A 24,145-nucleotide genomic window follows, 5' to 3' on the forward strand; every position below is an offset into this window, starting at 1 on the left:
CAGCGTGTTTCTTCTCCATCGAATCCGCGATTTTGCGCGGCCGCGCTCAAGCCCTTGCGATCGGGCCTGTGCCAACCTTTTTCCATGGCGGCGCGCCCCAAGGTGCTGCGCTGCCCGGCCTGTCGTGCCGCGCGTAACACGCGTGACACGCCGGCCACGTATTACAGGACACGTGCTTCATGAATTCAGTTGTCAAGACGTACAAGGGTTATGAAATTCACCCGCTCGTCTATCCGCGCCGCCCGGCGGACGGTCAGACGAGCCGCAATCCGGACGCCGGCTACGACGCGTCGGTGCGCATCTGCCGCGTGGGCGCAAATCCGGCCGCCGACGGGCGTGTGTTCCGTCTGCAGTACCTGTTTCCGTTCGACGGCACGGGCAAGGCGCGCATTGCGTGCATGGCCCACGCCGAGCAATTGATCGACGGCCGTGTAGACGGTCAGTCCGTCGCCGATCTTTGAGCGGTACTATCAGCGCATAGGCTGATGCCGCAGGACGGCGGGCTCGAAAAGCCCGCTTTTGCCCCCATCTGATGTTGTGCTGCCCGGCGTGGGCGACCAACACCCCTTATCCCATCGACCAGGAGTTATGCATGGCGAAAGAAGAACTGCTTGAACTTGACGGTATCGTCGACGAAGTACTTCCGGACAGCCGTTACCGCGTGACGCTCGACAACGGCGTCGTGGTTGGCGCTTACGCGTCCGGACGCATGCGCAAGAACCACATCCGTATTCTCGCGGGCGACCGCGTGACGCTGGAACTGTCGGTCTACGATCTGACCAAAGGCCGGATCAATTTCCGTCACAAAGACGAGCGCGCCACCGGTGGCGGCGGTGCTCGCAACACGCAATTCCGTCGCCGTTAAGGCTGGCGGCACGCTGACCGCGCCGCGCACGGTCTTGGCGTGATCCATTGCGATTAAGTCGTACGCGAAGCCATTCGCGCGCCTTCTCCGGCTTGACTCGTTGACTCGAGCCTGAGCGGCGCGCTGCGGCATCGCTTCGTTGCAGCCTGGTTTTGCCCGATTCGCTTTAGCGCGTGGCCCTTTCTGTTGCCAGCGTGCGTTTCACACGCCTTCCTCGCTTCCTGCATACACGCGTTTAAAGCCCGAACACCGTCCCGAGATCCTCGCGGACGGCGCTTTTGCGCACCTGCTCGACTACCCGCTCCTCCAATTCCGCCAGATGCTCGCGCATAGCCGACAGTGCAACGTCGAGATCGCCCGCGTCGAGGGCGTCGATGATTTGCGTGTGTTCGTCCGCGGAACAGGTCGAACCCTTCGACGGGTCGAACAGCGCTTTATATAACTCGGTTTTGGCGACCAGTTGCCCGACCAGCCCGAGCAACTCCGTGCCGCCCGCCAACTCCGTCAGCAGCACGTGGAACTGGCCGGCAAGACGCACGGACTCTTCGACGGCGCCCGCGCTCAACGCCTTCTCTTCGCTGCGCACATGCGCGCGCAAGCGCCGCTTGTGCTGCGCGCTCAACGCCCCGCACAAAGCCGCGACGATGCCCGCCTCGACGATCTGCCGCGCGCGATACACCTGGCGAATGTCCTCTTCCGACGGCGACGGCACGAACGCACCGCGATTCGCCTCCAGCACGAGCTTGCCCTCGAAGCCCAGCCGCGCCAGCACCTTGCGCAGCGCGCCGCGCGTGCAGCCGAACGCGGCAGCAAGATCGCGTTCGACGAGTTGCGCGCCCGGCCGCAGGCGCCCCTGCAACAGCGCGGCGGTAATGGACGCGTAAATACGCTCTTCGACGCTGATCGAATCGTCGTCGCGTGCAGCTTGAATGGGCGTTTCCGTGTCGGCAGACGACGGACGCCGGGGACGTGGAGCCATGAATTATGTAATCGGGAATGGAGCGATATCGGCTGGCATTCTAGCCGCGGCGGGCAGCCTGCGCCATCATCCACGGTTCGGGCAAGCAGATGCCCGTGTCGTGCTTGCGTTGAATCTTCTCCGCGCGAAGACGGTCGATGGACATCGCCAGTTTTCAACGTGAACGCCGAAGAGCCGCGGCGATGCTGCTGCGGCGGCACTTCGTGGTTTAAGTTGAAGAGATGCAGGTTTCCGGCTTTGCGGCAGACGTTCTACACGACGTGGGATCGTAAGGGCGTCGACCGTGCCGATGTGAAGACGTCTCAAACACGGCCGAAAGTCGCGCGCTTCTATTGTCCCGTGTTGAGCACAACCCTGAACCGTGCGGCGCCGCTCATCATCCGGTCGTAGGCCTCGGCAGCTTTCGTTAGCGGGAATTCTTCGATCATCGGTTTGATGCCCGATAGCGCGCTGAAGGCGAGCGTGTCCTGCGAATCCGCCGACGTGCCCGACGGCCAGCCTTGCACCGAATTTCGCCCCATGATGAACTGCGCGATCGGCACCTCGACGGGCTCTTCGGAGAGTCCGACCATGATCAGCTTGCCGTTCAATCCGAGGCCGCCCACTACGGCGCTCATCGCTTTACCGCTGGTGACGGTGGCAAGAATCACGCGAGCGCCGCCCAAAGCCTGCAACGCCTCTGCGACGTTCACCGCCGTGCTGTCGATGTAGTGATGGGCGCCAAGCTCTTTCGCCAGACTTGCCTTGTCTTGCCCACGCGCGATGGCTACCGTGACAAATCCCATCTTTCGCGCGAACTGCACGCCGAGATGGCCAAGTCCGCCAATGCCCAGAACGGCGACCACGTCCCCGGCACGCGCGCCGCTGTTGCGCAGCGCGTTGAATGTCGTGATGCCCGCGCACAGAAGAGGGGCGGCATCGACATCGGAAAGATCATCCGGAATGCGCGCCAGTGCTTCGACCGGGGCCACCATGAACTCGGCATAGCCGCCGTCGTAGCTGATGCCAGGTACGAGTGCGCGCTGACACAGAACAAAATCGCCTCGACGGCAATGCTCGCACCGTCCGCAATGTCCGCCGTGCCAGCCGACGCCGACTCGCTGCCCCGCCTGCCATCCTTCAACGCCTGCGCCGACCTTGTCGATGACGCCTGCGATCTCGTGCCCGGGCACCCGCGGATATTCCAGGCCCGGCCACTGCCCTTCTTTCGTCAACGCGTCACTGTGGCAGATACCGCACGCCTGGATCTTGATGAGCACCTGTCCGGCACCGGGTTCCGGCACGTCCCGTTCAACGACCTCCAGGGGTCCGCCGGCCTTTGCCACCTGCACTGCCTTCATCGTCCGCATCGCTTTCCTCCTTGTGAAAGAGACGAACGCGAGTCGACCGAACCCGGTTCGCAAATTTGCCGCCGACGTCACCCTCCGGTCGAGCGCTCAGCTTACGCCATATTTTCGGCAGCGCGCCACGGCCTTGCCAATCTGGCCATGAGCGCTGACTCTGTCTCGCACGGGTCTTGCAAGCGGGATCATGGTGGCCGATGGAGCATGTGGCATGGCGTATGGTCACCGTTGGAGAAAGTCGCTTTCCAGGTCTGCGAACCGCGTCGAGTTCCAGGCTGTGGCCGTGGGGACGAGCATTCGACCGGATCACCGAGCGGGTCATGGAAGCGATGAGCTCAGCCCCCGGCCCTCTTCGCGCTGTGGCCATACTTTTTTAGCGCCTCGATGACTCGCTCGCAATGGTCACCCTGCACTTCGATCACGCCATCCTTGACCGTTCCACCAGAACCGCAGGCCGCGTGCGCAACTGCTTGCCTAGCAACGCCAAGGCAAGAGGATCGAGCGCCAGCCCTTTAACGAGCGTCACGCTTTTCCCGCCCCGGCCCTTGGTCTCGCGACTCACTCGCACCACACCATCACCTACCGCTCGTGCCTTGGCGAGCGTCTTGCAGACACATTGCGCGAGCACCTGGCTGCATTCGGGACACATCCGTCCGCCATCGGTGGAATAAACAAGGCCGCCTTTTGAACTACTCTTCATGATTGGCTTACTCAAAGACACTTAAGTCGGAAATCACGACGAGTTTAGCAGGGGCTCCTGTACTGCCTCTCAATGTTTAACGCGCCGCCGCTCGCCACGCGGCGACGATTTCTCGTGTCCGGCCTTCTCCCGGCATCTCTACGGTGATTACACCGATGCAGTAGAGATAGCCGCGAATTCAGTGATAGCCGTCCTTGCGCCCGCTTCAATGACAAGCGCGCCCGGTTCGGTTTACTGGGCCACGGGCATCGCGAATTCGGCACCTTTGGCGATGCTGTCGGGCCAGCGCTGCATGACGCTCTTGTAGTGCGTGTAAAAGCGCACGGCTTCCTCGCCGTACGCGTGATGATCGCCGAACAACGATCGCTTCCAGCCCCCGAACGAATGCCACGCCGGCGGCACCGGACTCGGCACGTTGATGCCCACCATGCCGATGTGAATCTGCCTGGAGAATGTGCGCGCCGCGCCGCCATCGGAAGTAAAGAGCGATACGCAGTTTCCCAGTTCGTGCGCATTGACGAGTGCTATCGCACTCGCGAGATCCGGCACGCGGACAACCGACAGGACCGGTCCGAAAATCTCTTCCCGATAGATGCTCATCTCAGGCTTCACGTCGTCAAAGAGCGAGCCGCCGAGAAAGAAACCCTCTTCGTGGCCGGGCACGCGATGGCCGCGACCATCGACGACGAGCCTGGCACCTGCCGCGACGCCCGCATTGATATAGCCCAGCACCTTGGCGCGATGCGCGGCGCTGATGAGCGGCCCCATGTCCAGATCGGGCTCCATGCCGCCGCCGATCCTGAGCGAGCGCACGCGCGGCGCGAGACGCTCGATCAGCTCGTCGCCGATACGCCCCACCGCCACCGCGACCGAGGTCGCCATGCAGCGCTCGCCGGCCGAGCCATACGACGACGCGATCAGCGCATCGACCGCCTGATCGAGATCGGCGTCGGGCATGACGACCAGATGGTTTTTCGCACTGCCCAACGCCTGCACGCGCTTGCCGCGCTTTGCACTTTCGCTGTAGATGTATTCAGCGACCGGAGTCGAGCCGACGACCGATATCGCGGCCACATCGGGGTGCTCGATCAGCGCATCGACGACCGACTTGTCGCCATGCACGACATTGAACACGCCTTTGGGAAAGCCCGCCTCGATGAACAGCTCGGCGAGCCGGATCGATGCCGACGGCGTGCGCTCCGAGGGCTTGAGCACGAACGTGTTGCCGCACGCGGCTGCCATCACGAACATCCAGCACGGCACTACCATCGGGAAATTGAACGGCGTGACGCCCGCGGCCACGCCGAGCGGCTGACGTAGATTCCAGTTGTCGATGCCGCCGCTGATCTGATCGGTGAAATCGGTCTTGAGCAGGTTCGGAATGCCACACGCGAATTCGACGATTTCGATACCGCGCACCACCTCGCCCTTCGCGTCCGAAAACAGCTTGCCGTGGTCGCGCGTAATGAGTTCGGCGAGTTCGTCCGAATGCGCCTCGAGCAGTTCCTTGAACTTGAACATCAAACGGGCGCGCTTGAGCGGCGCCGTTTCGCTCCAGGCCGGGAATGCGGCTTTCGCGGCGGCGACGGCGGCGGCGACTTCAGCTGCGTTTGCGACCGGCACGCGGGCCGCCACCCGGCCTTGCGCCGGATCGAATACGTCGTTGAACCGCCCGCTCGCGCCAGCGGCGCGTCGGCCGTCGATGAAATGACTCAGCTCGCGCACAGCGCCTTGATTTGCTTCGCTCATGTGTACTCCTATGGCGGGATGCGGGCGCTGCGCGCGCCACGCCTCCTCATGTCTTCGAACATGGGTCGTTCGGCTTCACTGTCGATCGGGCCGACGGCTCCGATAGAGGCCAATGTAGGCGCATTGATTCGGATTTCGAACACCCGCGTCCGACAAACAGTCTTGCGCAGCAGGAACAAATCGAAATTAGCGGAAAGGCTTGGCAAGCTGGAGTGAACGGTGATGTTCTGTGCAGTGCCGCCGCTAAAGGCGCGAAGTCGGATTGATGTGCGTATCTTCTCTCGACGTCGGCTTCACTTTTTGAACAGGGCGCGTTGATGCGTCCACTGTGTAACTCTATTTACTAGAGTCGAGAAGCGCCGGATATGCCTACGAGGCAATTATTAAATACCGCTACACGAGACTCGCCGGATGGTGGGCTCGGCACCAACAGCTGAAGAGGCCCTAACTGTTCACAAGTCGCCAACAGGCGATTCCTCATCAACGATGTGCAACAGCATGGAGAAACGTCATGATCAACCTTACCGTCAAAGACATCAGCGATTGTGCAGCGATGGACAGCGAGGCAATGTCCATAGTGTCCGGTGGCGCTGGACGCAAGACCGTTTCTGAGGCCATTGCCGACACGATCCGTTTGTTGAACGGGATTCGTGACGGCTCAACCACCATTGGGGATCACGGTGGAACCACCGTGGAACACGCACCCGACTGATTACGCTCGCCCCTGCGCGTCGCAGTTCGTCTGTCCGAGGCGCACACTATTTTCTCAAGTTTTAACCCTGACCTTCGCTTGACGCGCGCCCCAAATCGTTCAAAGCGACTGCAAGGCGAGCACGATGCCCGCACCCAAAGCGACAAGGAAGATTACCGCGCCTGTCGTCCGTCGACGATTAAGCCCGGTCCAGAGCACCACGCCGGTGAGTGAGAGCAGCACGAGGCTTCCCGCCATCGAGTCCGCCAGCAAAATCCAGCCTGCTCGCGCACCTTCGGCCCGATGCAAGCCTTCCAGCGTGTTGACGAGACCCTGATCGCGGCGTTCGATATCGATTGTGTTGCCGCCCTTCCAGTACTCCGCGCTGAGAAGGTAGCTCGGTGCGATGAAACGGATCTGCCAACGCTCGGGTTGCATCACGGACCGGTCCCCCCATGTAACAGCGTGAGCAGGTTCACGGTTCGCCCGTTCCGCAGGACGGTCCAGCTTGAGTTCCGAGCGCAGCCAGTTCGCCATGTCGCGCGGAGACTGGGGAGCCGGATCGGGCACCTGCAAATGTATCTTCGACACGACCGGCGCGTCGCCAACGCGGATCTTCATGGTCGCCCGATGATTCTGCAGAAAACCCGTCACGCCGAAGAGCAGGCCAAGAACGGCGCCCCACAGTCCAATCCAGCCATGGATCCGCCGCAACCATTTGAGAAAGACGCCGCGACGGCTTGATGACCTGCCCTTTTGCGACAGCGGCTCGGCAGCTTCAGCGCGTGGCTCATTCATTTCGGTTACCTGAGTATTCATGGTCTGGTTCTCATTGTTTGCGTGGAGTCTAGAAATCGAGCGTCGAGGTCAATTCAAGTGTGCGTCCGAGACCCACGCCGAGCTGGTTGGAGCCGGCCGCGCTCCAGTACCGCTTGTTCGTGGCGTTCTCGAGGTTGGCCTGGAATGACACATGCTTGCCGTAGACCCGCGTCGAGTAACGCGCGCCTGCCGTAAAGAGCGTGTAGCCGCCAATGCTCGCCTGATCCGCGCTGTTGACCGGTCGCGAGCCGATGTAGTACACACCTGCGTTGACCGACAGCCCGGCGAGGACGGGAACCCGGTATTCGGCAAAAAGACTGGCGGTCACGTGTGGGGTGTTCTCGGGCGTCTTGCCGAGCAGCGTGGGGTCGGACGAATCGACCTGCTTTGCGTCGAGATAGACCGCGGACGCAGTCAGCGAAACATCCCGTGCCACATCGCCCTGTATGGAAAACTCGACGCCGCGATAGCGGGCGTTACCGTCCAGCACATAGACGTTGTCGCTGTTGACCTCCGCCGACGGCTGGCGCAGATTGAACAGCGCCAGAGACACGAGCGTATTGCCTGGAATACGCGTACGCACGCCAACTTCTTCCTGGCGGCTAACGACCGCAGGCAGTATCTGATTGGCGTTATTCGCCGTCGCCGGAGCACTGCCGGCCGATTCCAGCGCCTCGACGTAGCTCGCGTAGACGCTCGTATTCGGCGTCAGGCGAAAGCTCACGCTGCCCGAGGGCGAAGTCCGGCTAATGTCCGAGTTCGGCGTACCGGCCTGCGACGTGATGTATTCCGAGCGACGCACGCCCGCCACCACTTGCAGTCGCGACGTGAGGTCGATCTGATCGAACGCGTAGACCCCGCTATTGCGGATATGCTGCGCAAAAAACTGCTTGGGTGTCCCGCTCGGCGTGAGCTTCGTGATTGGAACGGGATTGTAGAGGTTCTGGTTCGCCGTGAAGAAGTTCGTCGTGAAGTCCGGCTGGAATAGCCAGTTCTGCGTGACGCCGACTGTCAGTGTGTGGCCGATCGATCCTGTTTTGAAATCGCCGTTGACGTCCAGCCGAACGTTTTTGTTCTCGTACATCTGGCCGTTCTGCTGGCTCGCCTGCAGAGTGCCGGCCCCCGTGACGACGTTGTACTTCTGGAAGACCCATGCCCAACGGTCGCGACGCGTTATCGACTGGCCGAGAGAAAACGTCGCGCTCCAGTGGTCGGAGAACGCGTAGTCGGCGCGCAGCAATTGCGTGTTGGCGCTCGCGAGCGTGGGCTGACTGCCGCTGACGAGGAGCTTCGACGGATCAGGCAGGGCCGGAAGCGAGATGACACCGTTCTTCGGTGCCAGCGGCACGATACCCGCCTGCTCGACGATGCTCGTTTCGATATGCTCGAAGTCGTACTGGAGCTTGAGCTTGCTGTTCACGCGCCAGTCGAACGCCGCGCTGATGAACTTGCGGTAGCCGTGGTCACCGTCGATGGGCGTCTCGACGTGTTCATCCATTGCGTTCACGCGAATGCCGAACTGATCATCCGGCCCGAAGCGTCGCGCAATATCGGCGTGAGCACCATACGATCCATGCGAATCGCCGAGCAGCGAAATGCTGGTCACGGGTTCGGAGCCCGCCCGTTTGGTCACCATGTTGACGATGCCGGCGGGGACCGTGAAGCCGTAGTACAGCGCGGACGCGCCCTTCAATACTTCGACGCGCTCCTTGTCCTCCATCGGCATCCAGATGTTGTTGTCGATCGGGAGTACGCCGTTGAAGTAGAAGCTCGAGCGGTTATCGAGCGGAATGCCGCGAATCGAGATGTTGTCGTACGCAAGGCCGCTCAGTTGCTGGCGCGTCACGCCGGCAACGTTACGCAGCGCGTCGTAAAGGCCGGTATCGCCCTGAGCATCCATCACGCCTCGCGTGACGACGTTCACCGTGGCCGGCACGTCGAGTGCATCGAGTCCGCGATACGGGCCTGTTTCAACGGTCGTGGGAGCGAAGCCCTGCGCCTTCGTGCTTGTGACACGGACCGGGGCGAGTTGCTGCGGATCGGACGCCGCGGACGCCTCGCTGGCTGCATCGCCCGTTTCAGCGGCCTCGGCAAAGGCTGGCGAGCCGCCGATTAGCCCCGCGGCCAGCAGTGCATTAACCAGCAAACTTGTTGTGTCGAGCAATGAGACCTTGCTCGCGTTCCTGCGGCGAAACATATACCCCCCGATCAAGCGGACACCATCCCTTTCACCAATCAAGGCGAGGCGCTTGGTGTCGGCACGTTGCTTTCAAAAGGGCGCATGTTAATACGAATCGTTACTGTTTGCATTTATTCAAATTTTCGTCAATCTGACACATTCGGATTGCCCATCTGAAAATTACAATTTACTTTCGAAAATCAGGGCTGACGTGCCTGCCCGAGGACCGACTGTCATCTCTGCGAGACGCGCCGCGCGGTTCACTGCGACGCACGCGGCACTATCGATACATCCGTCGACGGCTCTTCGCCGTCGACGTGCGCGGACGTCACAAATTGTCCGGGACGCAGTCTTCGAGAAAGTCCGTGATCGCATCACGGCTCGGGCGGAGGCCCTTCAACTGAAGAACGGCACCCGCATTCCCCCGGTGATAAGTGCCATGCAGGCACACATGCAGAATGATTTCGCCTCGCCGCATGCGCGCCGGCTTTCCGCTAGTGAAGACGAAATCGACAGGCTGCTCGAAGTCGCTCTCCGTCAAACTGTCCACATACTCCGCATACCAGTCGTCGACTTTTCGCGCACTGTTTGCCAACGCCTGGAGCCCCGGCATGCTCTCCGATCGCGGCGCCTGAAACGGGTGCGAGAGTCCCTGCAAATGATGCTGAAAGATTCTGTCGACCACATGGATATGGTCGAGGATGCGAAGCATGATCGACGATTCCTCACTGCTCAGCCGGTCGAAATTCTGGCTGACAGCATCGTAGAGGCCGCGATCGGCCCACCGTTTGACGGCAACAAGTTTTGCATAGGGCTGATCTATCATAAGACGTCTCCTTTCAGCGTCGAAGGTTGCGATTCGCGTTCGATCCAGCGTGGCTTCAGCGTTGCCATTCGATTCGCGAGATGCATAATACGAGTGAAAACCCGTCCTTACCTACTCGCATTTGGAGCGCGAGAAATGGCGCGAAAACCGCTCACGAAACCCAGGAAACACGCGTCTCAAGGCAGATCGCGTGTCACTGTCGATGCCTTGATCGAAGCAACCGCTCGCATTCTGGTCAGGGACGGGTTCGACAAAGCCAGCACCAACCGTATCGCCGAAAGAGCGGGCGTGAGTGTTGGTTCGCTCTACCAATATTTCCCCGGCAAAGAGGCGCTCGTGAGCGCCGTCATGGAGCGCCATAGCCAGGAAGTCATGCAGGTCGTCCGTGGCGCGTTGGCAGAGGCGGCGGCACTGCCGATGGAGCAAGCGGTGCGCACGCTCGTCGCCGCGTCGATCGAGGCGCATCGGATCGATCCGCAGCTGCATCGCGTGCTCTCGGAACAGACTTCGCGCACCGGGCGGCTTGAAAACACCGCACTACTGAACGGGGAAACCTATGCGCTGTTCAGGACCTTCCTCGAGGCGCACCACGATGAATTTCGCGCACTCGACCTCGAGCTTGCGGCGTTTGTGTGCGTGACAACCATCGAGGCGCTGACGCATACAGCGGTCGTGCACCATTCCGAGAGTCTCTCGGACGAAGCGTTTGCAGCGCTCGTCGACGAGGCCACGCGGCTGATAGTCCGGTATCTGCAGTAGTCGCCGTGGTTGACGGAAGAGCAACGAGCACTCACGGAGAGTTTCCCGTGAGTGAGCGTCTCTTTTCCGGCTAACACATCGCCTCTCCTTCGCTCGCTCACCCACCTCGAACAAAAGCCAGAGCGACTCTCTGTCCGTTGAACGCACAACCCTCGCAAGTTGCCCGGATCTCGTCGCGCCCCACATCGTGAGCGGCGCAAGCTGAAGCTGCGCGCTAGCACTTCCACGAACACCTATTGCACTCGGCACGCAAAGCCGAGAACTGTCCCTATGCAGCGCGCTATACCGGACATTATGAAAATGGTTAACCATTTTTTGTTATTATGGTTGACCAAAACCGAGCCTTCGCAGGTTTTTTCACACCGCCCATCCCTCGCCACAGGACCATTGTGAATTCGCCCTCCAGCGCCAGCCCGCCCCGTATTCCCGCTCACCACACCGCCACGGCGCTGAAGTGGCGGGACGTCGTGTGGCTGGCTGCGATCGTCGCGATCGGCATCAATCTGCGCCCGCTGCTCACGTCGATCAGCCCTTTGATGACGACGATCCGCGACGCAACTGGCCTCAGTTTCTACGGCGCGTCGTTGCTGACCAGCCTGCCGGTCGTCGCGATGGGCATCGGCGCATTCGGCGCGGGCGCGCTGACCCGCACGATCGGCGAAACACGCGGTGTCGTGCTCGGCTTGCTAGCGATCGCGCTGGCCTGCGCGGCACGGTGGACGGCGTCGAGCGGCACGGCACTGCTCGCCACCGCGTTGCTCGCGGGCGTGGGCGTCGCGGCGATCCAGGCGCTGCTGCCCGCCGTGATGAAGCAGCGCTTTCATGCGCGCGTGCCGCTTGCGATGGGCGTGTTCTCAGCGTCCATCATGGGCGGCGGCGGGTTGGGCGCGAGTTTGAGTCCATGGGTGAGCCGCGCGACGCAGTCGTGGCATGCGGGGCTCGCGGTGTGGGCGATTCCGGCTTGCATCGCGCTGGTCTGCTGGTGGGCATTGAACCGGCAGGCTTCTGCCAGCAGCGCCACGGCAAAGGCTGTTCCCGTCAACGGCGTTACCCTTTCGCTTTGGCGCACGCGGCGCGCGTGGACGCTCGGGCTCTACTTCGGCATCGTCAACGGCGGCTATACGAGTCTCGTTGCATGGTTGCCGGCGTTTTATCAGCAGCGCGGCGTGAGCGTCGCGGCAAGCGGTTCGCTGCTGGCGGGCATGACGGTGTTCCAGGCCACCGCCGCCCTGTTGCTGCCGCTCGCCGCGGCGTCGTTCCGGGATCGGCGGCCGTGGCTCACGCTCGGCCTCGCGGCGCAACTGTTCGGATTGCTTGGCTTGATCGTCTGGCCCGACGCGGCGCCCTTGCTATGGGTCGGCGTGGCAGGCGCGGGACTCGGCGGCACTTTTTCGTTGACGCTCGTGACCGCGATGGATCATTCGGCCGACCATCGCGTGGCCGGCAAGCTCGTCGCGTTCACCCAGGGCGTCGGTTTCATCGTGGCGGCTAGTGCACCGATCGTGGCCGGCCTCGTGCGCGGCTGGAGCGGAAGCTTCGGTGTCGCGTGGATCATGCTGGCCGGCTGCGTCGTCGCAATGATCGCGGTGAGTTTTCTGTTCTCGCCCCGCAGTTACAGCGAATGGCGTCGATGAAGTAAGCGGCGCCGCCGTGCGCCGCTTCGGTGCATCGGCCTCGTGTGCCCCGCGCAGGTGCAGCCTCGGCGGCCCATGCAGCCGCTAAGTCCGTGATTGCTTTCGTTACACCTTCGCGCGCATCGCCTGGCATAGCCGTTGCTTAATACAAGGCTAGCCGTTGATAAAGCCCCACTCCATGCTGCGCGTTCTCCTCGTAACCGACACCGATAAGCCCATCGGCGACCTTCGCGACGCCCTTGCCCGCCTCGGCTACGAGATGCTGGCAGGCACCGCCACGCCGCAAGCGCTGCATCGCGTGGTGCAGTGCGAGCGGCCGGATGTCATCATCATCGATACGGAATCGCCGTCGCGCGATACGCTCGAACAACTCGCCGTGATGAACGCCACCGCGCCGCGTCCGGTGCTGATGTTCAGCCACGACGCCAACCAGCAGTTGATTCGCGACGCCGTCGGCGCGGGCGTCACGGCCTATCTCGTCGAAGGTCTCGCGACCGAGCGCCTCGCGCCGATCCTCGAAGTCGCGCTCGCGCGTTTCGCGCAGGAATCGCAGTTGCGCGAACGTCTCGCGCAAGTCGAGAACGAACTCGCCGAGCGCAAGCTGATCGATCGCGCCAAGCGCATCCTGATGGATCAGCAGAAAATCACCGAACACGCCGCCTACGCCAACCTGCGCAAACGCGCGATGAACCAGGGCGTCAAACTCGCCGAGGTCGCGCGCGCCATCATCGCGGCGGCTGACTCGCTCAAATGAAGCGCCGTCCATGAACTCTCCTACTTCACTCGCCAGAACGTCCACATCGGGGCAGCTCGAGAAGACCCATTTGCGGCTCGGCTTCGTGGCGCTTTCGGACGCCGCACCGCTCGTCGCCGCCAAGCTGCTCGAATTCGGCCATGCACACGGCCTGACCCTGGAGCTGTCGCGTCAGCCGTCATGGGCCGCCGTGCGCGACAAACTGCTGTCGGGCGATCTGGATGCGGCCCACGCGCTCTACGGACTCGTCTACGGCGTGCAACTGGGCCTGGGCGGACCGCAAACGGATATGGCCGTGCTGATGGTGCTCAACCGCAATGGCCAGGCCATCACGCTGTCGAACCGGCTCGCCGATGCGTTCGCCGAACACGGCACGCTGCCCAAGGCACTGGCGACGCTCGGCCGCAAGCCGGTCTTCGCGCAAACCTTCCCGACCGGCACGCATGCGATGTGGCTGTACTACTGGCTCGCGTCGCAAGGCGTGGATCCGCTGCGCGAGATCGAGAGCGTGGCGATTCCCCCGCCGCAAATGGTCGCTGCGCTCGCCGAAGACAAACTCGACGGCCTGTGTGTCGGCGAGCCCTGGAACGCGCAGGCGGAAGCGCAAGGTGTCGGCAGAACGATCGCTTATACGAGCGACGTGTGGCCGGATCATCCCGACAAAGTGCTGGCGTGCCGGCGCGATTTTGTCAGCGCGAATCCGAATGCAGCACGCGCACTCGTGCAGACCATGCTCGAAGCGTGCCGCTGGCTCGATGGCGCGGGACATCGCGAGGAAATCGCGCATTGGCTTGCGCGGCCCGAGTATGTCGGCATCGATGAAACATTGATCGCCGCGCGCCTGGGCGACGAAATTGCCGCTTCCGCACCTGGCGGTCTGCCCATGCGCTTCTTCGGCAACGGCGCGGTCAATTATCCGCAAGCGTTCGAAGGCGCGTGGTTTCTCACGCAGTTCGAACGCTGGGGCATGATCGACGCGCGCGCGGATTACGCGGACATTGCCGCGCGGATCAACCAGACGCAGTTGTATCGCGAGGCGGCCACCGCAGTGAACGTGGCGGTGCCGGAAGAAGGCGCTTCAAAGGTATTGATCGACGGCGAAACGTGGAGCGACAGCACGTCACCCACCGCTTACGCACAGCGCTTTCCGATTCGCCGCTGAGTTGCTGAGTTGCTCGCCAACGTCACACCGCTTTCAACGGCGGAAACAACACGCTGACGACCAACCCGCCACCTTGCGCGTCGGTAAGCGCGACCTGCGCGCCGTGCACGCGCGCGATCTCCCGCACGATCGATAAACCCAGGCCGCTACCCTCGACCGCCTGCGTCGCTTCGCTGCGATAGAAACGTTCGAACACCGCGTCGCGTTCGCCGGCGGCAATGCCCGGCCCGTTGTCGATCACCTGCAGCAACGCTTGTTCTCCTTCGCGCGCCACCCGCACGGTAATCACCGCGCCATCGCCGGAATAGCGGATGGCGTTGTCGATCAGATTGCCGACCAGTTCCGTAAGCAGATCGATCTGGCCCATGACATCGACACGCACGTCCTGTTCGAAACCGAGATCGATGCCGCGCGAGCGCGCCACCGGCGACCAGTCGAGCGTGACGCTGCGCGCCACCTTATGCAGCGGCACCGACGCATGCTTGACCGTGTAGCCGCTGTCCGCGTCGAGCCGCGAGAGCGACAGCAACTGCTGCACGATGCGCACCGCCTGCTGCACGGCGCGATTCAGGCGCCGCAAATGCACCCCTTGCCGGCGATTGCCCCCCGTACTTTCCTCCACGACGTCGATATCGCGCAACGCCAGTTCGGACTCCGCCTGAATCACCGCAAGCGGCGTTTTCAACTGATGCGCGGCGTCGTTGAAAAACCGCCGGCGCGACGACTGCATCAACTGCGTGCGGCCGATGTACTGATTGATCGAATCGACCAGCGGCGCCACTTCGCTCGGCAGACCGACGGTGTCGAGCGGCGTCGGATCGTCCTCGGCGCGCGCGGCCACTTTCGCCGACAGGCGGTTCAACGGCCGCAAGCCGCGCGCCACGCCCAACCAGACGATGCCGAGCGCGAGCACCACCAACAATCCTTCCTGTTGCAGCGACCCGGTCAGAATCTCGCGCGCCAACGCTTGACGCTGCTCGATCGTTTCGCCGACTCTCACCAGCACCACACGCGTCTGCGCGCTCGGCACGTCGTGCACGGGCAGCCTGAGCATGGCGATGCGCAGCGGACGGCCGCGAAACACGTCGTTGTAGAACCGCACGCTGTAGGGCTCGCCCGGCACTTTTCCGGGGTCCGGCAAGTCGGGATAGCCCGTCACCACGCGGCCACCTTCCTCGCGAATCTGATAGTAGATGTTGCCGCCGCCGTTCGATTCGAACATCTCCAGCGCGAGGTACGGCAGATCGACTTCGATCTCGCCGTCGCGCAAACGGATGCCGTCGCGGATCGAGCGCAGTGAAAATTCGAGCGCCCGGTCGAAGGCCGCGTGCGCCGCGTTCATCGCGCGCTGATAGGTGAGCCATGCGTCCAGGGCGAGCAGCAGAAGCAGCGGCAGCAACAACCACAGCGCGATCCGTACGCGCAGATTCGGCCGCGTCATGCGCTTTTTGCTTCCAGCAGATAGCCGAGCCCGCGCAGCGTCACGATGCCCACCGAACTGTGTTCAAGTTTCTTGCGCAAGCGGTGCACATAGATTTCGATGGCGTCCGCGTTCACCGATTCGTCGAGCCCGAAGATCTTCTCCGACAACGTGTCCTTGTTGATCGCGCGGCCATTGCGCAGGATCAGCACTTCGAGCACCGAACGCTCGCGCGGCGTCAGCGCGAGTGCTTCGCCGTCGAGCGTGAAGCCGCGATCCACACTGTCGTAAAGCAGCGTGCCGCATTGCGCATGCAACGGCTCCTGCCCATGACTGCGGCGCAAGAGCGCACGCGCGCGCGCTTCGAGTTCGGTGAGCGCGAATGGCTTGGCGAGGTAGTCGTCGGCGCCGAGATCGAGACCGCGCACGCGCTCTTCCACCGAACCGTGCGCGGTCAGCATCAGCACCGGCACTGCATTGCGGCGCGCCCGCAAACGGCGCAGCACTTCGAGGCCGCCGAGCTTCGGCAAGCCGATATCGAGAATCACCAGTGCGTAGTCCTGGGTGCGCAAAACATGGTCGGCAGACTCGCCGTCATGCATGCAGTCGACGGTGAGTTTCGCGCTGGTCAGCGCGTCGGTCAGCGAGCGGGAAAGGATCGGATTGTCTTCGACGAGGAGCACACGCATAGAACGGAATCCCAGGGAAATCCATGAGGTGAATTCGACCATTGTGACGCATTTCCTTCGAAAACTGAAAGCGTTCAGAAAGCACCAGTCTCTTACCATTCGCCTACACAAAACCAACACGAAGTTTTCTGGAGGAAGACGTGCAAAACGCTTTGAAGGTTCTCGCAGCCGCTCTCGCATTCGCCGCAAATTCAGCGTGGGCGGCCATTCCAGCCGGTTATCCGAGTGATTACCAGGCCACGGTCGACGGTGCAAAAAAGGAAGGCAAGCTGATCGTCTACTCGGTCACGGACACCGCGCTGGTGCGCCCGCTCATCAAGGATTTTGAAAGCCTGTACGGCGTCAAGGTCGAGTACAACGACATGAACAGCACCGAGCTGTACAACCGCTACATCAGCGAAAACGCGGCGAGCAGCACCAGTGCCGACGTGCTGTGGAGCTCGGCCATGGACCTGCAGGTCAAGCTCGTCAACGACGGCCTGATGGCCACTTACGAATCGCCCGAAGCGAAGCAGTTGCCGCAATGGGCGCAGTACCAGAAGCAGGCTTACGGCACTACCTACGAGCCGCTCGCGATCGTCTACAACAAACGCCTCGTGCCGGCCGGCGACGTGCCGCAAACGCGAGCCGATCTGATCAAATTGCTGCAAACCAAGCCCGATCAGTTCAAAGGCCGGGTCACCACTTACGACATCGAAAAGTCCGGCGTCGGTTTCAACTACCTGACCCAGGACGCACGCGTCAACCCGCAGGTCACGTGGGATCTGGTCAAGGCCATGGGCGCCACCGGCCCCAAGCTGCAATCGAGCACGGGCGCGATGATGGAGCGTATTTCTTCCGGTGAGAACCTGATCGGCTACAACATTCTCGGCTCGTACGCGCTGACCAAGGCGAAGAAAGATCCGTCGATCGGTTATGTCTATCCGAAGGACTACACGCTGGTCGTCAGCCGCCTCGTGACGATTTCGAAGAAAGCGCAAAGCCCGAATGCCGCGAAGCTGTGGGTGGACTATCTGCTCTCGCAACGCGGTCAGACGCTGCTGGCTAATCAGGCGAGCCTGTTCTCGATTCGCGCCGACGTGGAAGGCGAAACGTCGATGGCCGGCCTCACGAAGCAACTCGGTGACTCCCTCAAACCGATCCCGATCGGTGCGGGACTGCTGGTCTATCTCGACCAGTCGAAGCGCCTCGAATTCCTCAAGCAATGGCAACAGTCGATCAAGCGCTAGCCATGCGCGTTTGATACGCAAGCGGCCGCACTGCGACGCGGCCGCCGGCCCTTCCTTCCATACCTGTCGATATGCGGCCTGCGTGCCGCAGGAGGACCCTCATGCTTTCCACTAGCGCAACCGGACGCCGCGCCGCGCCGCCGCACGCGGCAGACGGCGGCTCCATCGGCGCGCTGCCGCGCGGCGGACTGCAACCGTTCATGGGGCTGCTGCGCTGGCTCGTCGTCGCGGTGCTGACCGTGGCCGTGGCGCTGCCGCTCGGCTTCATCCTGTTGCAGAGCGTGCTCAACGCGCCGTTCTTCGACGCGAAACGCACGCTCGGCCTCGCTGGCTTCGAATTCATTTTCAGCGACCCGGACTTCTGGTCCGCGCTGAAAAACTCTTTTGTCATCGCGGCCGGGATGCTGTTCATCTCGATTCCGCTCGGCGGCATTCTCGCGTTCCTGATGGTGCGCACCGACCTGCCGGGCCGCCGCTGGCTCGAGCCGCTGCTGCTCACGCCCGTGTTCGTCTCGCCGATGGTGCTCGCCTTCGGCTATGTGGTCGCGGCCGGCCCGGTCGGCTTTTACTCGGTGTGGTGGATGGAGTTGTTCGGCACCGCCGAAGCACCGTGGACCGTTTACTCGGTGTTCGCCATCACGGTGATCGTCGGCCTCACGCATGTGCCGCACGTGTATCTGTATTCGTCGGCGGCGTTGCGCAATCTCGGCTCGGACGTCGAGGAAGCCGCGCGTGTCGCCGGCGCGCGGCCGTTTCGCGTCGCGCTCGACGTCAGCCTGCCGATGACATTGCCCGCGCTGCTGTTCGCCGGCGTGCTGGTGTTCTTTCTCGGCTTCGAAGTATTCGGCCTACCGCTCGTGCTCGGCGATCCTGAAGGGCACCTCGTGCTGGCCACGTATCTCTACAAGCTCACCAACAAGCTGGGCGTGCCCTCGTATCACCTGATGGCCGCGGTCGCGATGTGCATCGTCGCGATCACGTTCCCGCTCGTGCTGCTGCAACGCCGGCTGCTGAAGAGCGCGAACCGTTTCGTCACGGTCAAGGGCAAGGCGGGACGTCAAACCGTGCTGCCTCTCGGCGCGTGGCGCTGGGTCGCGCTGGCGATCGTGGCGCTGTGGCTGCTGCTGACGGTGTTCGTGCCGCTCTCCGGCATCACGCTGCGTGCGTTCGTTACGCACTGGGGACATGGCGTGCATCTCGCGGATACGCTCACGCTCGCCAACTTCACCGAACTGTTCGAGCAGGACAACCTGGTGCGCGCGATTCTCAACACGCTCGGCATCGGCGTGTTCGGCGGAGCGCTGGCGGTGGGCTTCTATTCGCTGGTGGCGTTCGCCGGCCACCGCCGCAACGACTGGGCCACGCGCCTGCTCGATTACCTCGTGCTGCTGCCGCGCGCGGTGCCGGGCCTGCTCGCCGGTCTCGCGTTCCTGTGGGTGTTCCTGTTCGTGCCCGGCCTCAAGGAACTGAAGAACTCCATGTCAAGCATCTGGATCGCGTACACCGTTGTGTGGCTCGCCTACGGCATGCGTCTGATTCAGAGCGCGCTGCTGCAAGTCGGCCCTGAGCTCGAAGAAGCAGGACGCAGCGTCGGCGCAACGCGCGCACGCGTCAGCCTCGATGTGACGCTGCCACTCGTGCGCTTCGGCCTGCTCGCTGCGTGGCTGCTGATTTTCATGATCTTCGAGCGCGAGTATTCGACCGCCGTCTATCTGCTCTCGCCCGGCACGGAAGTGATCGGCGCGCTGCTCGTCTCGCTATGGGCCACCGGGTCGGTCGATCAGGTCGCCGCGCTTTCTGTCATCAACATCGCGATGGTCGGCGCCGGACTCGGCGTCGCGCTGCGCTTCGGAGTGAAATTGCATGGATAAGCTCTCGGTCGACAACCTCTTTCTCAGCTATGGCGACAACCCGATTCTCAAAGGTGTGTCGTTCGAACTGAATCCCGGCGAAGTGGTCTGCCTGCTGGGCGCGTCGGGCAGCGGCAAGACCACGCTGCTGCGCGCGGTGGCCGGTCTCGAACAGCCGTCGTCGGGCCGCATCGAACTGGACGGCAAGGCGTTTTTCGACGGCGCGGCGCATGTCGATCTGCCGGTCGAGCAGCGCTCGCTCGGGCTCGTGTTCCAGTCGTATGCGCTGTGGCCGCATCGCACAGTGGCCGAGAACGTCGGGTATGGATTGAAACTGCGGCGCGTCACCGCTACCGAGCAGAAAAAACGCGTGCAGGCCGCGCTCGACCAGCTTGGCCTTGGCCACCTTGCCGCGCGTTATCCGTATCAGCTTTCCGGCGGCCAGCAACAACGCGTGGCGATTGCGCGGGCGCTCGTCTACAACCCGCCGGTGATTCTGCTCGACGAACCGCTCTCCAATCTCGACGCCAAGCTGCGCGAAGAAGCGCGCGCCTGGCTGCGCGAGCTGATCGTGTCATTGGGCCTCTCGGCGTTGTGCGTGACGCACGACCAGACCGAGGCGATGGCGATGTCCGACCGCATCCTCTTGCTGCGCAACGGACGCATCGAACAGGAAGGCACGCCGGCCGAACTGTACGGCGCGCCCCGCTCGCTCTATACGGCCGAATTCATGGGCAGCAACAACCGCATCGAGGCGCGCGTGACCGCGGTCGACGGCGAACGCGTGACGCTTGCCGGCGACGGCTGGCAACTGCAGGCGCAAGCACGCGAAGCGCTCACGGCCGGTCAACACGCGCAAGCCGTGATCCGCCTCGAGCGCGTGCAGGTCGCCGACGGTCCCGGCACCAACCGGCTCGAAGCCGAGCTCGTCACGTCGATGTATCTCGGCGACCGCTGGGAATACCTGTTCCATTGCGGCGACCTGCGGCTGCGCGCCTTCGGGCACGTGCCGCGCGCGGCCGGCCGTCACTGGATCGAATTCCCCGCCAACGACTGCTGGGCGTTCGCTCAGGCGAGTTGAAAGCGGCACGCCACGAACCGAAGCAAAAAAAACCAACCACCGGAGACTATTGATGAAGTGGAGCATGAAGAAAGCGACTGTCGGCGTGACTTGCGCCGGGCTCGCCGGGTTTGCAGCGGGCACGCACGCGCAGTCGAGCGTGACCTTGTACGGCATCGTCGACGCGGGTGTCGAATACGTGAACCATGCAAGCAAGGACGGCGGCGCCACGCGCCTCGTCTCGGGCGGCAAGAACACGTCGCGCTGGGGTTTGCGCGGCGTCGAGGATCTCGGCGGCGGGCTGAAGGCGGTGTTCCAGCTGGAAAGCGGCATCAACATCGCCAACGGCCAGTTCGACGACGGCCCCGGCGCGATCTTCGACCGCCGCGCGACCATCGGCCTGAAAAACCGCTTCGGGCAAATCACGCTCGGCCGCAATTTCACGACCACCTACGATTACATGCTGCCGTTCGATCCGATGGGTTACGCGCCAAACTACTCGTGGGCGACGTCATCCACGGCGACGGGCGGCCGTAAAGACGGTCTGTTCTCGCGCTCGGCCAATGCGGTGCGTTACGACGGCACATTTTCCGGCTTCAAGTTCGGCGCGATGTATGGTTTCGGCAATGTGCCGGGCAGCATGAAGTCGAGCTCGAAGTACGACTTCGGTCTCGGCTACGAGAGCGGTCCATTCGCGGCGGTCGCGACCTTCGACCGGCAGAACGGCGCGAACGACAGCGTCACGCCCGCCGATACGACCAACTACATTCAGGGCATTCACGCGGGCTTGAGCTATGACTTCGGCGCCGTGAAGGCGATGGCGGGCTACCGGAACTACCGGCGCACGTTCCACACCAGCGCGCCTACGCTGCGCAGCGACATGTACTGGATCGGCGGTCAATACGAAGTGACGCCGTTCATCTCGCTGTTCGCCGCGCTCTACCATCAGGACATCAAGGACGCGAGCGATGCCGATCCGACGCTGTTCTCGCTGCGCGCGCAGTACGCGCTGTCGAAACGCACGGTGCTGTATATGGCGGGAGGTTATGCGATGGCCAAGCACGGCAATGCAGTGAGTCTGTCGCGCGATTTGATTGGCGCGGCGGATACGCAAGCGGGTGTCACGGCGGGTATCCAGCATCGCTTTTGAAGTTTTTCGCTCGCCGAGTCGCACGGCGACGAAGTGGGCACGCTTGATGAATTTTGCCACCTGTAAAGCAGATTTTTCTCGGATCAAATGGAGGTAATGTGAAACCACAACTGATCCACCCACCGCGCCCACCGTGAACATGAGTCCACACGCAAGCGTGTGGACAGATACCAAAACCACGTGAGCAAGGTTAAAGAATGTCTTACGTAGCAAATATGGCTGAAGCCAATTCTCTTAAAGGACAACTTGTCGGCAACGGACAATGCGTGACGTTCGTCCATGCTGTTGTCTCCATTCCACCTTCCTCGTCGTGGCACCAGGGAGAAAAAGTAAGAACCGCGAATCTGATCAGACCAGGATCGGTTGTCGCAACATTCGACCCTAACGGCAGGTACGGAAACCACATTGACGGACGCAGCCATGCAGCCATTTATCTTGGCCGCAACGCCGCCGGTATTCAGGTTCTGGATCAGTGGAACGGACATGCGGTGCAGCCCGTCCACGAACGAACAATCCGCTTCAGAAACGGACACGGAGTGAAAGCCAACGACGGAGATCAATTCTATGTGGTCGAGTGAAAGCCTTTGTGTGGTGTTCTGGGCGGTAGCAAGCGGCGCCGCGGTGGCAGCACCGGTTGCTTGTCCGGCCAATGTGCTCGATTCCGGAGTCCGGCATGTCTTGAACAACGCGGCTTTGTACGATGGGCCGCCGGACCAGATGGTGAGCCTTGCACCCGTACCCGCTGGTCCTGTAGATCACTGGGATACCGATAAGATTGACCCCTATCTCGTCTGCAAATACAAGGGCACAGCCAGGACTGTTACGCTTCACGCGAAGAACGTGAGTATGTGTTCAGCAGGCATGAAGCCATTCAGGGCACATTGCAAGTAACAGACGGATGCCACCTTACGAGCTTGGGACAGCTTCCGAACTCGCAACAGCCAAAACAGCGCGATCCGGCCGACGAGGCAACACTCAATCGTGAGCACGATCGCGTTGTGGAACACGCTGTACATGAACGCGGTGCCGACCCGAATATCACATCACGCTCAACGGACCCAACCTCACGACGAAGATCGCGCCCGATCTTTAGCGTCGGCGAATTGCGTCAGTCAAGCTTTAAAAAACACGCGGCGCGTGGACCGCTGAATCGCCCTCGCGCCGCGTGTTTCGTGCGTTGCCAAACACTTCAGCCGCGCAACGTCACGCGGTGAAGTGTTGCCGCTCAGAAATTGAAGTTATCGATATTGCTCGAATCAAACGTGGTCGGCGGTCCAAGAATGATTTCGCCTTGCGGCCCGATGGTGCGTTTGCCGAGCTTGCCGGCGTCGAACGACTCGCCTTCCTTACCGCTGATTGTACCCGACGACAGCGCCGCCGCGGCATATGCGGCCAGGTAGCCGAGTTGACCCGGATCCCACAACTGGAACGCCTTCACAGTGCCGTTCTTCACGAACGCGCGCATCTGATTCGGTGTGCCCAGACCAGTCACCGCCACCTTGCCCTTGCTCGACGAGGTCGAGATATAGCGCGCGGCGGCGGCAATGCCGACCGTGGTCGGCGCGACGATCGCCTTCAGGTTCGGATACGCCTGCAACAAGCCCTGCGTTTCGACGAACGACTTCTGATCGTCATCGTTACCGTAGGCGATTTTCACGAGCTTGATCTTCGCATACTCCGGCTTCTTCAACTCCTCCTGCATCCACTTGATCCACGTGTTCTGATTGGTCGCGTTAGGCGTGGCCGACAGCACCGCGAACTCGCCCTCGCCGCCCATCAGTTTGGACACCAGTTGAATCTGGCCGCGGCCGATGCCTTCCGCGTTCGCCTGGTTGACGAACAGTTGCCGGCCTTCGGGCGCCGTGTCCGAGTCGAAGGTCACGACCTTGATGCCTTGCGACATCGCCTTCTTCAGATACGGCACCACCGCATTGGCGTCGTTGGCGGCAATCACGATCGCGTCCTGGCGCTGTGTGATCAGCGTATTGATGTACTGCACTTGCGACGACGCACCCGCGTCCGACGGACCCACCGCTTTGCCCACGCCGCCGAATTCCTTGATCGCGGCCATGCCGCCGTCGTCGGCGATCACTTCGTAGGGGTTGTTGATCTGCTTCGGCAAGAATGCGATTTTCAGGCCGCTTTTCAGGCCCGCGGCGGACGCGGCGCAACTGATCGCGATCAACGCGACGCACAGCGCCGCGGTGCCGGTGTGACGTAGAGGTTTGAACATAGAGTGTCTCCTGCCTTGTTGTTGGACGTGGTGTTGTCCGGGTTATCGGTTGTT

At 62.3% G+C, this 24,145-nt stretch carries 22 protein-coding genes and 1 pseudogene; 13 read left to right on the forward strand and 10 right to left on the reverse strand.

Annotated elements, in window-relative coordinates:
• Positions 1-179 precede the first annotated feature (179 nt).
• Both P0D80_RS15825 and infA read left to right on the forward strand, forming a co-directional pair.
• Entirely contained in the window at positions 180-461 is a 282-nt protein-coding gene (locus P0D80_RS15825; protein WP_035557986.1) for a hypothetical protein, read from the forward strand.
• Positions 462-592: 131 nt separating this feature from the next.
• Complete coding sequence (gene infA / locus P0D80_RS15830) at positions 593-865, forward strand: translation initiation factor IF-1 (protein ID WP_012427521.1); 273 nt, start codon at positions 593-595, stop codon at positions 863-865.
• 235 nt (positions 866-1,100) lie between these two features.
• Here the strand turns inward: infA and P0D80_RS15835 are convergent, their stop codons facing one another.
• The 4 genes and pseudogenes from P0D80_RS15835 to P0D80_RS15850 all read right to left on the reverse strand — a co-directional run bounded on the left by P0D80_RS15835 (position 1,101) and on the right by P0D80_RS15850 (position 5,636).
• Complete coding sequence (locus tag P0D80_RS15835) at positions 1,101-1,844, reverse strand: GntR family transcriptional regulator (protein WP_408285149.1); 744 nt, start codon at positions 1,842-1,844, stop codon at positions 1,101-1,103.
• A 329-nt stretch (positions 1,845-2,173) separates the two neighbouring features.
• The gene (locus tag P0D80_RS15840; RefSeq protein WP_132377462.1) at positions 2,174-3,193 is read right to left on the reverse strand and encodes an alcohol dehydrogenase; all 1,020 of its coding nucleotides are present in this window, start codon (positions 3,191-3,193) and stop codon (positions 2,174-2,176) included.
• A 329-nt stretch (positions 3,194-3,522) separates the two neighbouring features.
• Positions 3,523-3,887: pseudogene (locus P0D80_RS15845) on the reverse strand (translation initiation factor Sui1).
• Positions 3,888-4,118: 231 nt separating this feature from the next.
• Positions 4,119-5,636, reverse strand: coding sequence for a CoA-acylating methylmalonate-semialdehyde dehydrogenase (locus P0D80_RS15850; protein ID WP_408285152.1), 1,518 nt, complete (start codon positions 5,634-5,636; stop codon positions 4,119-4,121).
• A gap of 511 nt (positions 5,637-6,147) precedes the next feature.
• Between P0D80_RS15850 and P0D80_RS15855 the strand changes: the two genes are divergently transcribed.
• Positions 6,148-6,348, forward strand: a complete 201-nt coding sequence (locus P0D80_RS15855; RefSeq protein ID WP_408285155.1) for a hypothetical protein — start codon at positions 6,148-6,150, stop codon at positions 6,346-6,348.
• 99 nt (positions 6,349-6,447) lie between these two features.
• Here P0D80_RS15855 and P0D80_RS15860 read toward each other — a convergent pair whose 3' ends face one another.
• From P0D80_RS15860 to P0D80_RS15870, 3 genes are all read right to left on the reverse strand, one after another.
• A complete protein-coding gene (locus P0D80_RS15860; RefSeq protein WP_408178113.1) occupies positions 6,448-7,146 on the reverse strand; it encodes a PepSY-associated TM helix domain-containing protein in 699 nt (232 codons plus the stop codon).
• Positions 7,147-7,174: 28 nt separating this feature from the next.
• Positions 7,175-9,310, reverse strand: a complete 2,136-nt coding sequence (locus P0D80_RS15865; protein WP_408285162.1) for a TonB-dependent siderophore receptor — start codon at positions 9,308-9,310, stop codon at positions 7,175-7,177.
• A gap of 343 nt (positions 9,311-9,653) precedes the next feature.
• On the reverse strand, positions 9,654-10,151 hold the full coding sequence (locus tag P0D80_RS15870; RefSeq protein WP_408285164.1) for a DinB family protein: 498 nt from the start codon (positions 10,149-10,151) through the stop codon (positions 9,654-9,656).
• 135 nt (positions 10,152-10,286) lie between these two features.
• Here P0D80_RS15870 and P0D80_RS15875 point away from each other — a divergent pair, with 135 nt between their 5' ends.
• The 4 genes from P0D80_RS15875 to P0D80_RS15890 all read left to right on the forward strand — a co-directional run bounded on the left by P0D80_RS15875 (position 10,287) and on the right by P0D80_RS15890 (position 14,460).
• Positions 10,287-10,910, forward strand: coding sequence for a TetR/AcrR family transcriptional regulator (locus P0D80_RS15875; RefSeq protein ID WP_408285166.1), 624 nt, complete (start codon positions 10,287-10,289; stop codon positions 10,908-10,910).
• 389 nt (positions 10,911-11,299) lie between these two features.
• Entirely contained in the window at positions 11,300-12,544 is a 1,245-nt protein-coding gene (locus P0D80_RS15880; protein ID WP_408285169.1) for a cyanate transporter, read from the forward strand.
• A 178-nt stretch (positions 12,545-12,722) separates the two neighbouring features.
• Positions 12,723-13,298 carry an ANTAR domain-containing response regulator gene (locus tag P0D80_RS15885; protein ID WP_132377466.1) on the forward strand — a complete coding sequence of 192 codons (576 nt, stop codon included), beginning with the start codon at positions 12,723-12,725 and terminating at the stop codon, positions 13,296-13,298.
• Between the two features lie 10 nt (positions 13,299-13,308).
• Positions 13,309-14,460, forward strand: coding sequence for a CmpA/NrtA family ABC transporter substrate-binding protein (locus P0D80_RS15890; RefSeq protein ID WP_408285171.1), 1,152 nt, complete (start codon positions 13,309-13,311; stop codon positions 14,458-14,460).
• Positions 14,461-14,482: 22 nt separating this feature from the next.
• On the opposite strand, the gene P0D80_RS15895 is transcribed toward P0D80_RS15890, so the two are convergent.
• Complete coding sequence (locus P0D80_RS15895) at positions 14,483-15,901, reverse strand: sensor histidine kinase (protein ID WP_408285173.1); 1,419 nt, start codon at positions 15,899-15,901, stop codon at positions 14,483-14,485.
• Positions 15,898-16,569, reverse strand: a complete 672-nt coding sequence (locus P0D80_RS15900) for a response regulator (protein ID WP_132377469.1) — start codon at positions 16,567-16,569, stop codon at positions 15,898-15,900. The genes P0D80_RS15895 and P0D80_RS15900 overlap by 4 nt, the downstream gene beginning before the upstream one ends.
• Before the next feature lie 140 nt (positions 16,570-16,709).
• Here P0D80_RS15900 and P0D80_RS15905 point away from each other — a divergent pair, with 140 nt between their 5' ends.
• From P0D80_RS15905 to P0D80_RS15930, 6 genes are all read left to right on the forward strand, one after another.
• Positions 16,710-17,798, forward strand: coding sequence for an ABC transporter substrate-binding protein (locus P0D80_RS15905; protein WP_408178120.1), 1,089 nt, complete (start codon positions 16,710-16,712; stop codon positions 17,796-17,798).
• Positions 17,799-17,899: 101 nt separating this feature from the next.
• Complete coding sequence (locus P0D80_RS15910; RefSeq protein ID WP_408178121.1) at positions 17,900-19,669, forward strand: ABC transporter permease; 1,770 nt, start codon at positions 17,900-17,902, stop codon at positions 19,667-19,669.
• On the forward strand, positions 19,662-20,729 hold the full coding sequence (locus P0D80_RS15915; RefSeq protein ID WP_408178122.1) for an ABC transporter ATP-binding protein: 1,068 nt from the start codon (positions 19,662-19,664) through the stop codon (positions 20,727-20,729). The genes P0D80_RS15910 and P0D80_RS15915 overlap by 8 nt, the downstream gene beginning before the upstream one ends.
• A 52-nt stretch (positions 20,730-20,781) precedes the next feature.
• Complete coding sequence (locus P0D80_RS15920; RefSeq protein ID WP_132377473.1) at positions 20,782-21,858, forward strand: porin; 1,077 nt, start codon at positions 20,782-20,784, stop codon at positions 21,856-21,858.
• A 197-nt stretch (positions 21,859-22,055) separates the two neighbouring features.
• Positions 22,056-22,436 (forward strand): BPSL0067 family protein, encoded by a 381-nt coding sequence (locus P0D80_RS15925; RefSeq protein ID WP_408178123.1) that lies wholly within the window; start codon positions 22,056-22,058, stop codon positions 22,434-22,436.
• On the forward strand, positions 22,423-22,749 hold the full coding sequence (locus tag P0D80_RS15930; RefSeq protein WP_408178124.1) for an STY0301 family protein: 327 nt from the start codon (positions 22,423-22,425) through the stop codon (positions 22,747-22,749). The genes P0D80_RS15925 and P0D80_RS15930 overlap by 14 nt, the downstream gene beginning before the upstream one ends.
• Before the next feature lie 334 nt (positions 22,750-23,083).
• Here the strand turns inward: P0D80_RS15930 and rhaS are convergent, their stop codons facing one another.
• Positions 23,084-24,091, reverse strand: coding sequence for a rhamnose ABC transporter substrate-binding protein (gene rhaS / locus P0D80_RS15935; protein WP_132377476.1), 1,008 nt, complete (start codon positions 24,089-24,091; stop codon positions 23,084-23,086).
• Positions 24,092-24,145: the final 54 nt, after the last annotated feature.

Source organism: Paraburkholderia sp. RL17-373-BIF-A (assembly GCF_046030175.1).
Classification (GTDB): domain Bacteria; phylum Pseudomonadota; class Gammaproteobacteria; order Burkholderiales; family Burkholderiaceae; genus Paraburkholderia.

Coding starts and splice junctions, on each gene's coding strand:
- P0D80_RS15825 (WP_035557986.1), top strand. CDS start 180: ATGAATTCAGTTGTCAAGACGTACAAGGGTTATGAAATTCACCCGCTC.
- infA (WP_012427521.1), top strand. CDS start 593: ATGGCGAAAGAAGAACTGCTTGAACTTGACGGTATCGTCGACGAAGTA.
- P0D80_RS15835 (WP_408285149.1), bottom strand. CDS start 1,844: ATGGCTCCACGTCCCCGGCGTCCGTCGTCTGCCGACACGGAAACGCCC.
- P0D80_RS15840 (WP_132377462.1), bottom strand. CDS start 3,193: ATGCGGACGATGAAGGCAGTGCAGGTGGCAAAGGCCGGCGGACCCCTG.
- P0D80_RS15850 (WP_408285152.1), bottom strand. CDS start 5,636: ATGAGCGAAGCAAATCAAGGCGCTGTGCGCGAGCTGAGTCATTTCATC.
- P0D80_RS15855 (WP_408285155.1), top strand. CDS start 6,148: ATGATCAACCTTACCGTCAAAGACATCAGCGATTGTGCAGCGATGGAC.
- P0D80_RS15860 (WP_408178113.1), bottom strand. CDS start 7,146: ATGAATACTCAGGTAACCGAAATGAATGAGCCACGCGCTGAAGCTGCC.
- P0D80_RS15870 (WP_408285164.1), bottom strand. CDS start 10,151: ATGATAGATCAGCCCTATGCAAAACTTGTTGCCGTCAAACGGTGGGCC.
- P0D80_RS15875 (WP_408285166.1), top strand. CDS start 10,287: ATGGCGCGAAAACCGCTCACGAAACCCAGGAAACACGCGTCTCAAGGC.
- P0D80_RS15885 (WP_132377466.1), top strand. CDS start 12,723: ATGCTGCGCGTTCTCCTCGTAACCGACACCGATAAGCCCATCGGCGAC.
- P0D80_RS15890 (WP_408285171.1), top strand. CDS start 13,309: ATGAACTCTCCTACTTCACTCGCCAGAACGTCCACATCGGGGCAGCTC.
- P0D80_RS15895 (WP_408285173.1), bottom strand. CDS start 15,901: ATGACGCGGCCGAATCTGCGCGTACGGATCGCGCTGTGGTTGTTGCTG.
- P0D80_RS15900 (WP_132377469.1), bottom strand. CDS start 16,569: ATGCGTGTGCTCCTCGTCGAAGACAATCCGATCCTTTCCCGCTCGCTG.
- P0D80_RS15910 (WP_408178121.1), top strand. CDS start 17,900: ATGCTTTCCACTAGCGCAACCGGACGCCGCGCCGCGCCGCCGCACGCG.
- P0D80_RS15915 (WP_408178122.1), top strand. CDS start 19,662: ATGGATAAGCTCTCGGTCGACAACCTCTTTCTCAGCTATGGCGACAAC.
- P0D80_RS15920 (WP_132377473.1), top strand. CDS start 20,782: ATGAAGTGGAGCATGAAGAAAGCGACTGTCGGCGTGACTTGCGCCGGG.
- P0D80_RS15925 (WP_408178123.1), top strand. CDS start 22,056: ATGTCTTACGTAGCAAATATGGCTGAAGCCAATTCTCTTAAAGGACAA.
- P0D80_RS15930 (WP_408178124.1), top strand. CDS start 22,423: ATGTGGTCGAGTGAAAGCCTTTGTGTGGTGTTCTGGGCGGTAGCAAGC.
- rhaS (WP_132377476.1), bottom strand. CDS start 24,091: ATGTTCAAACCTCTACGTCACACCGGCACCGCGGCGCTGTGCGTCGCG.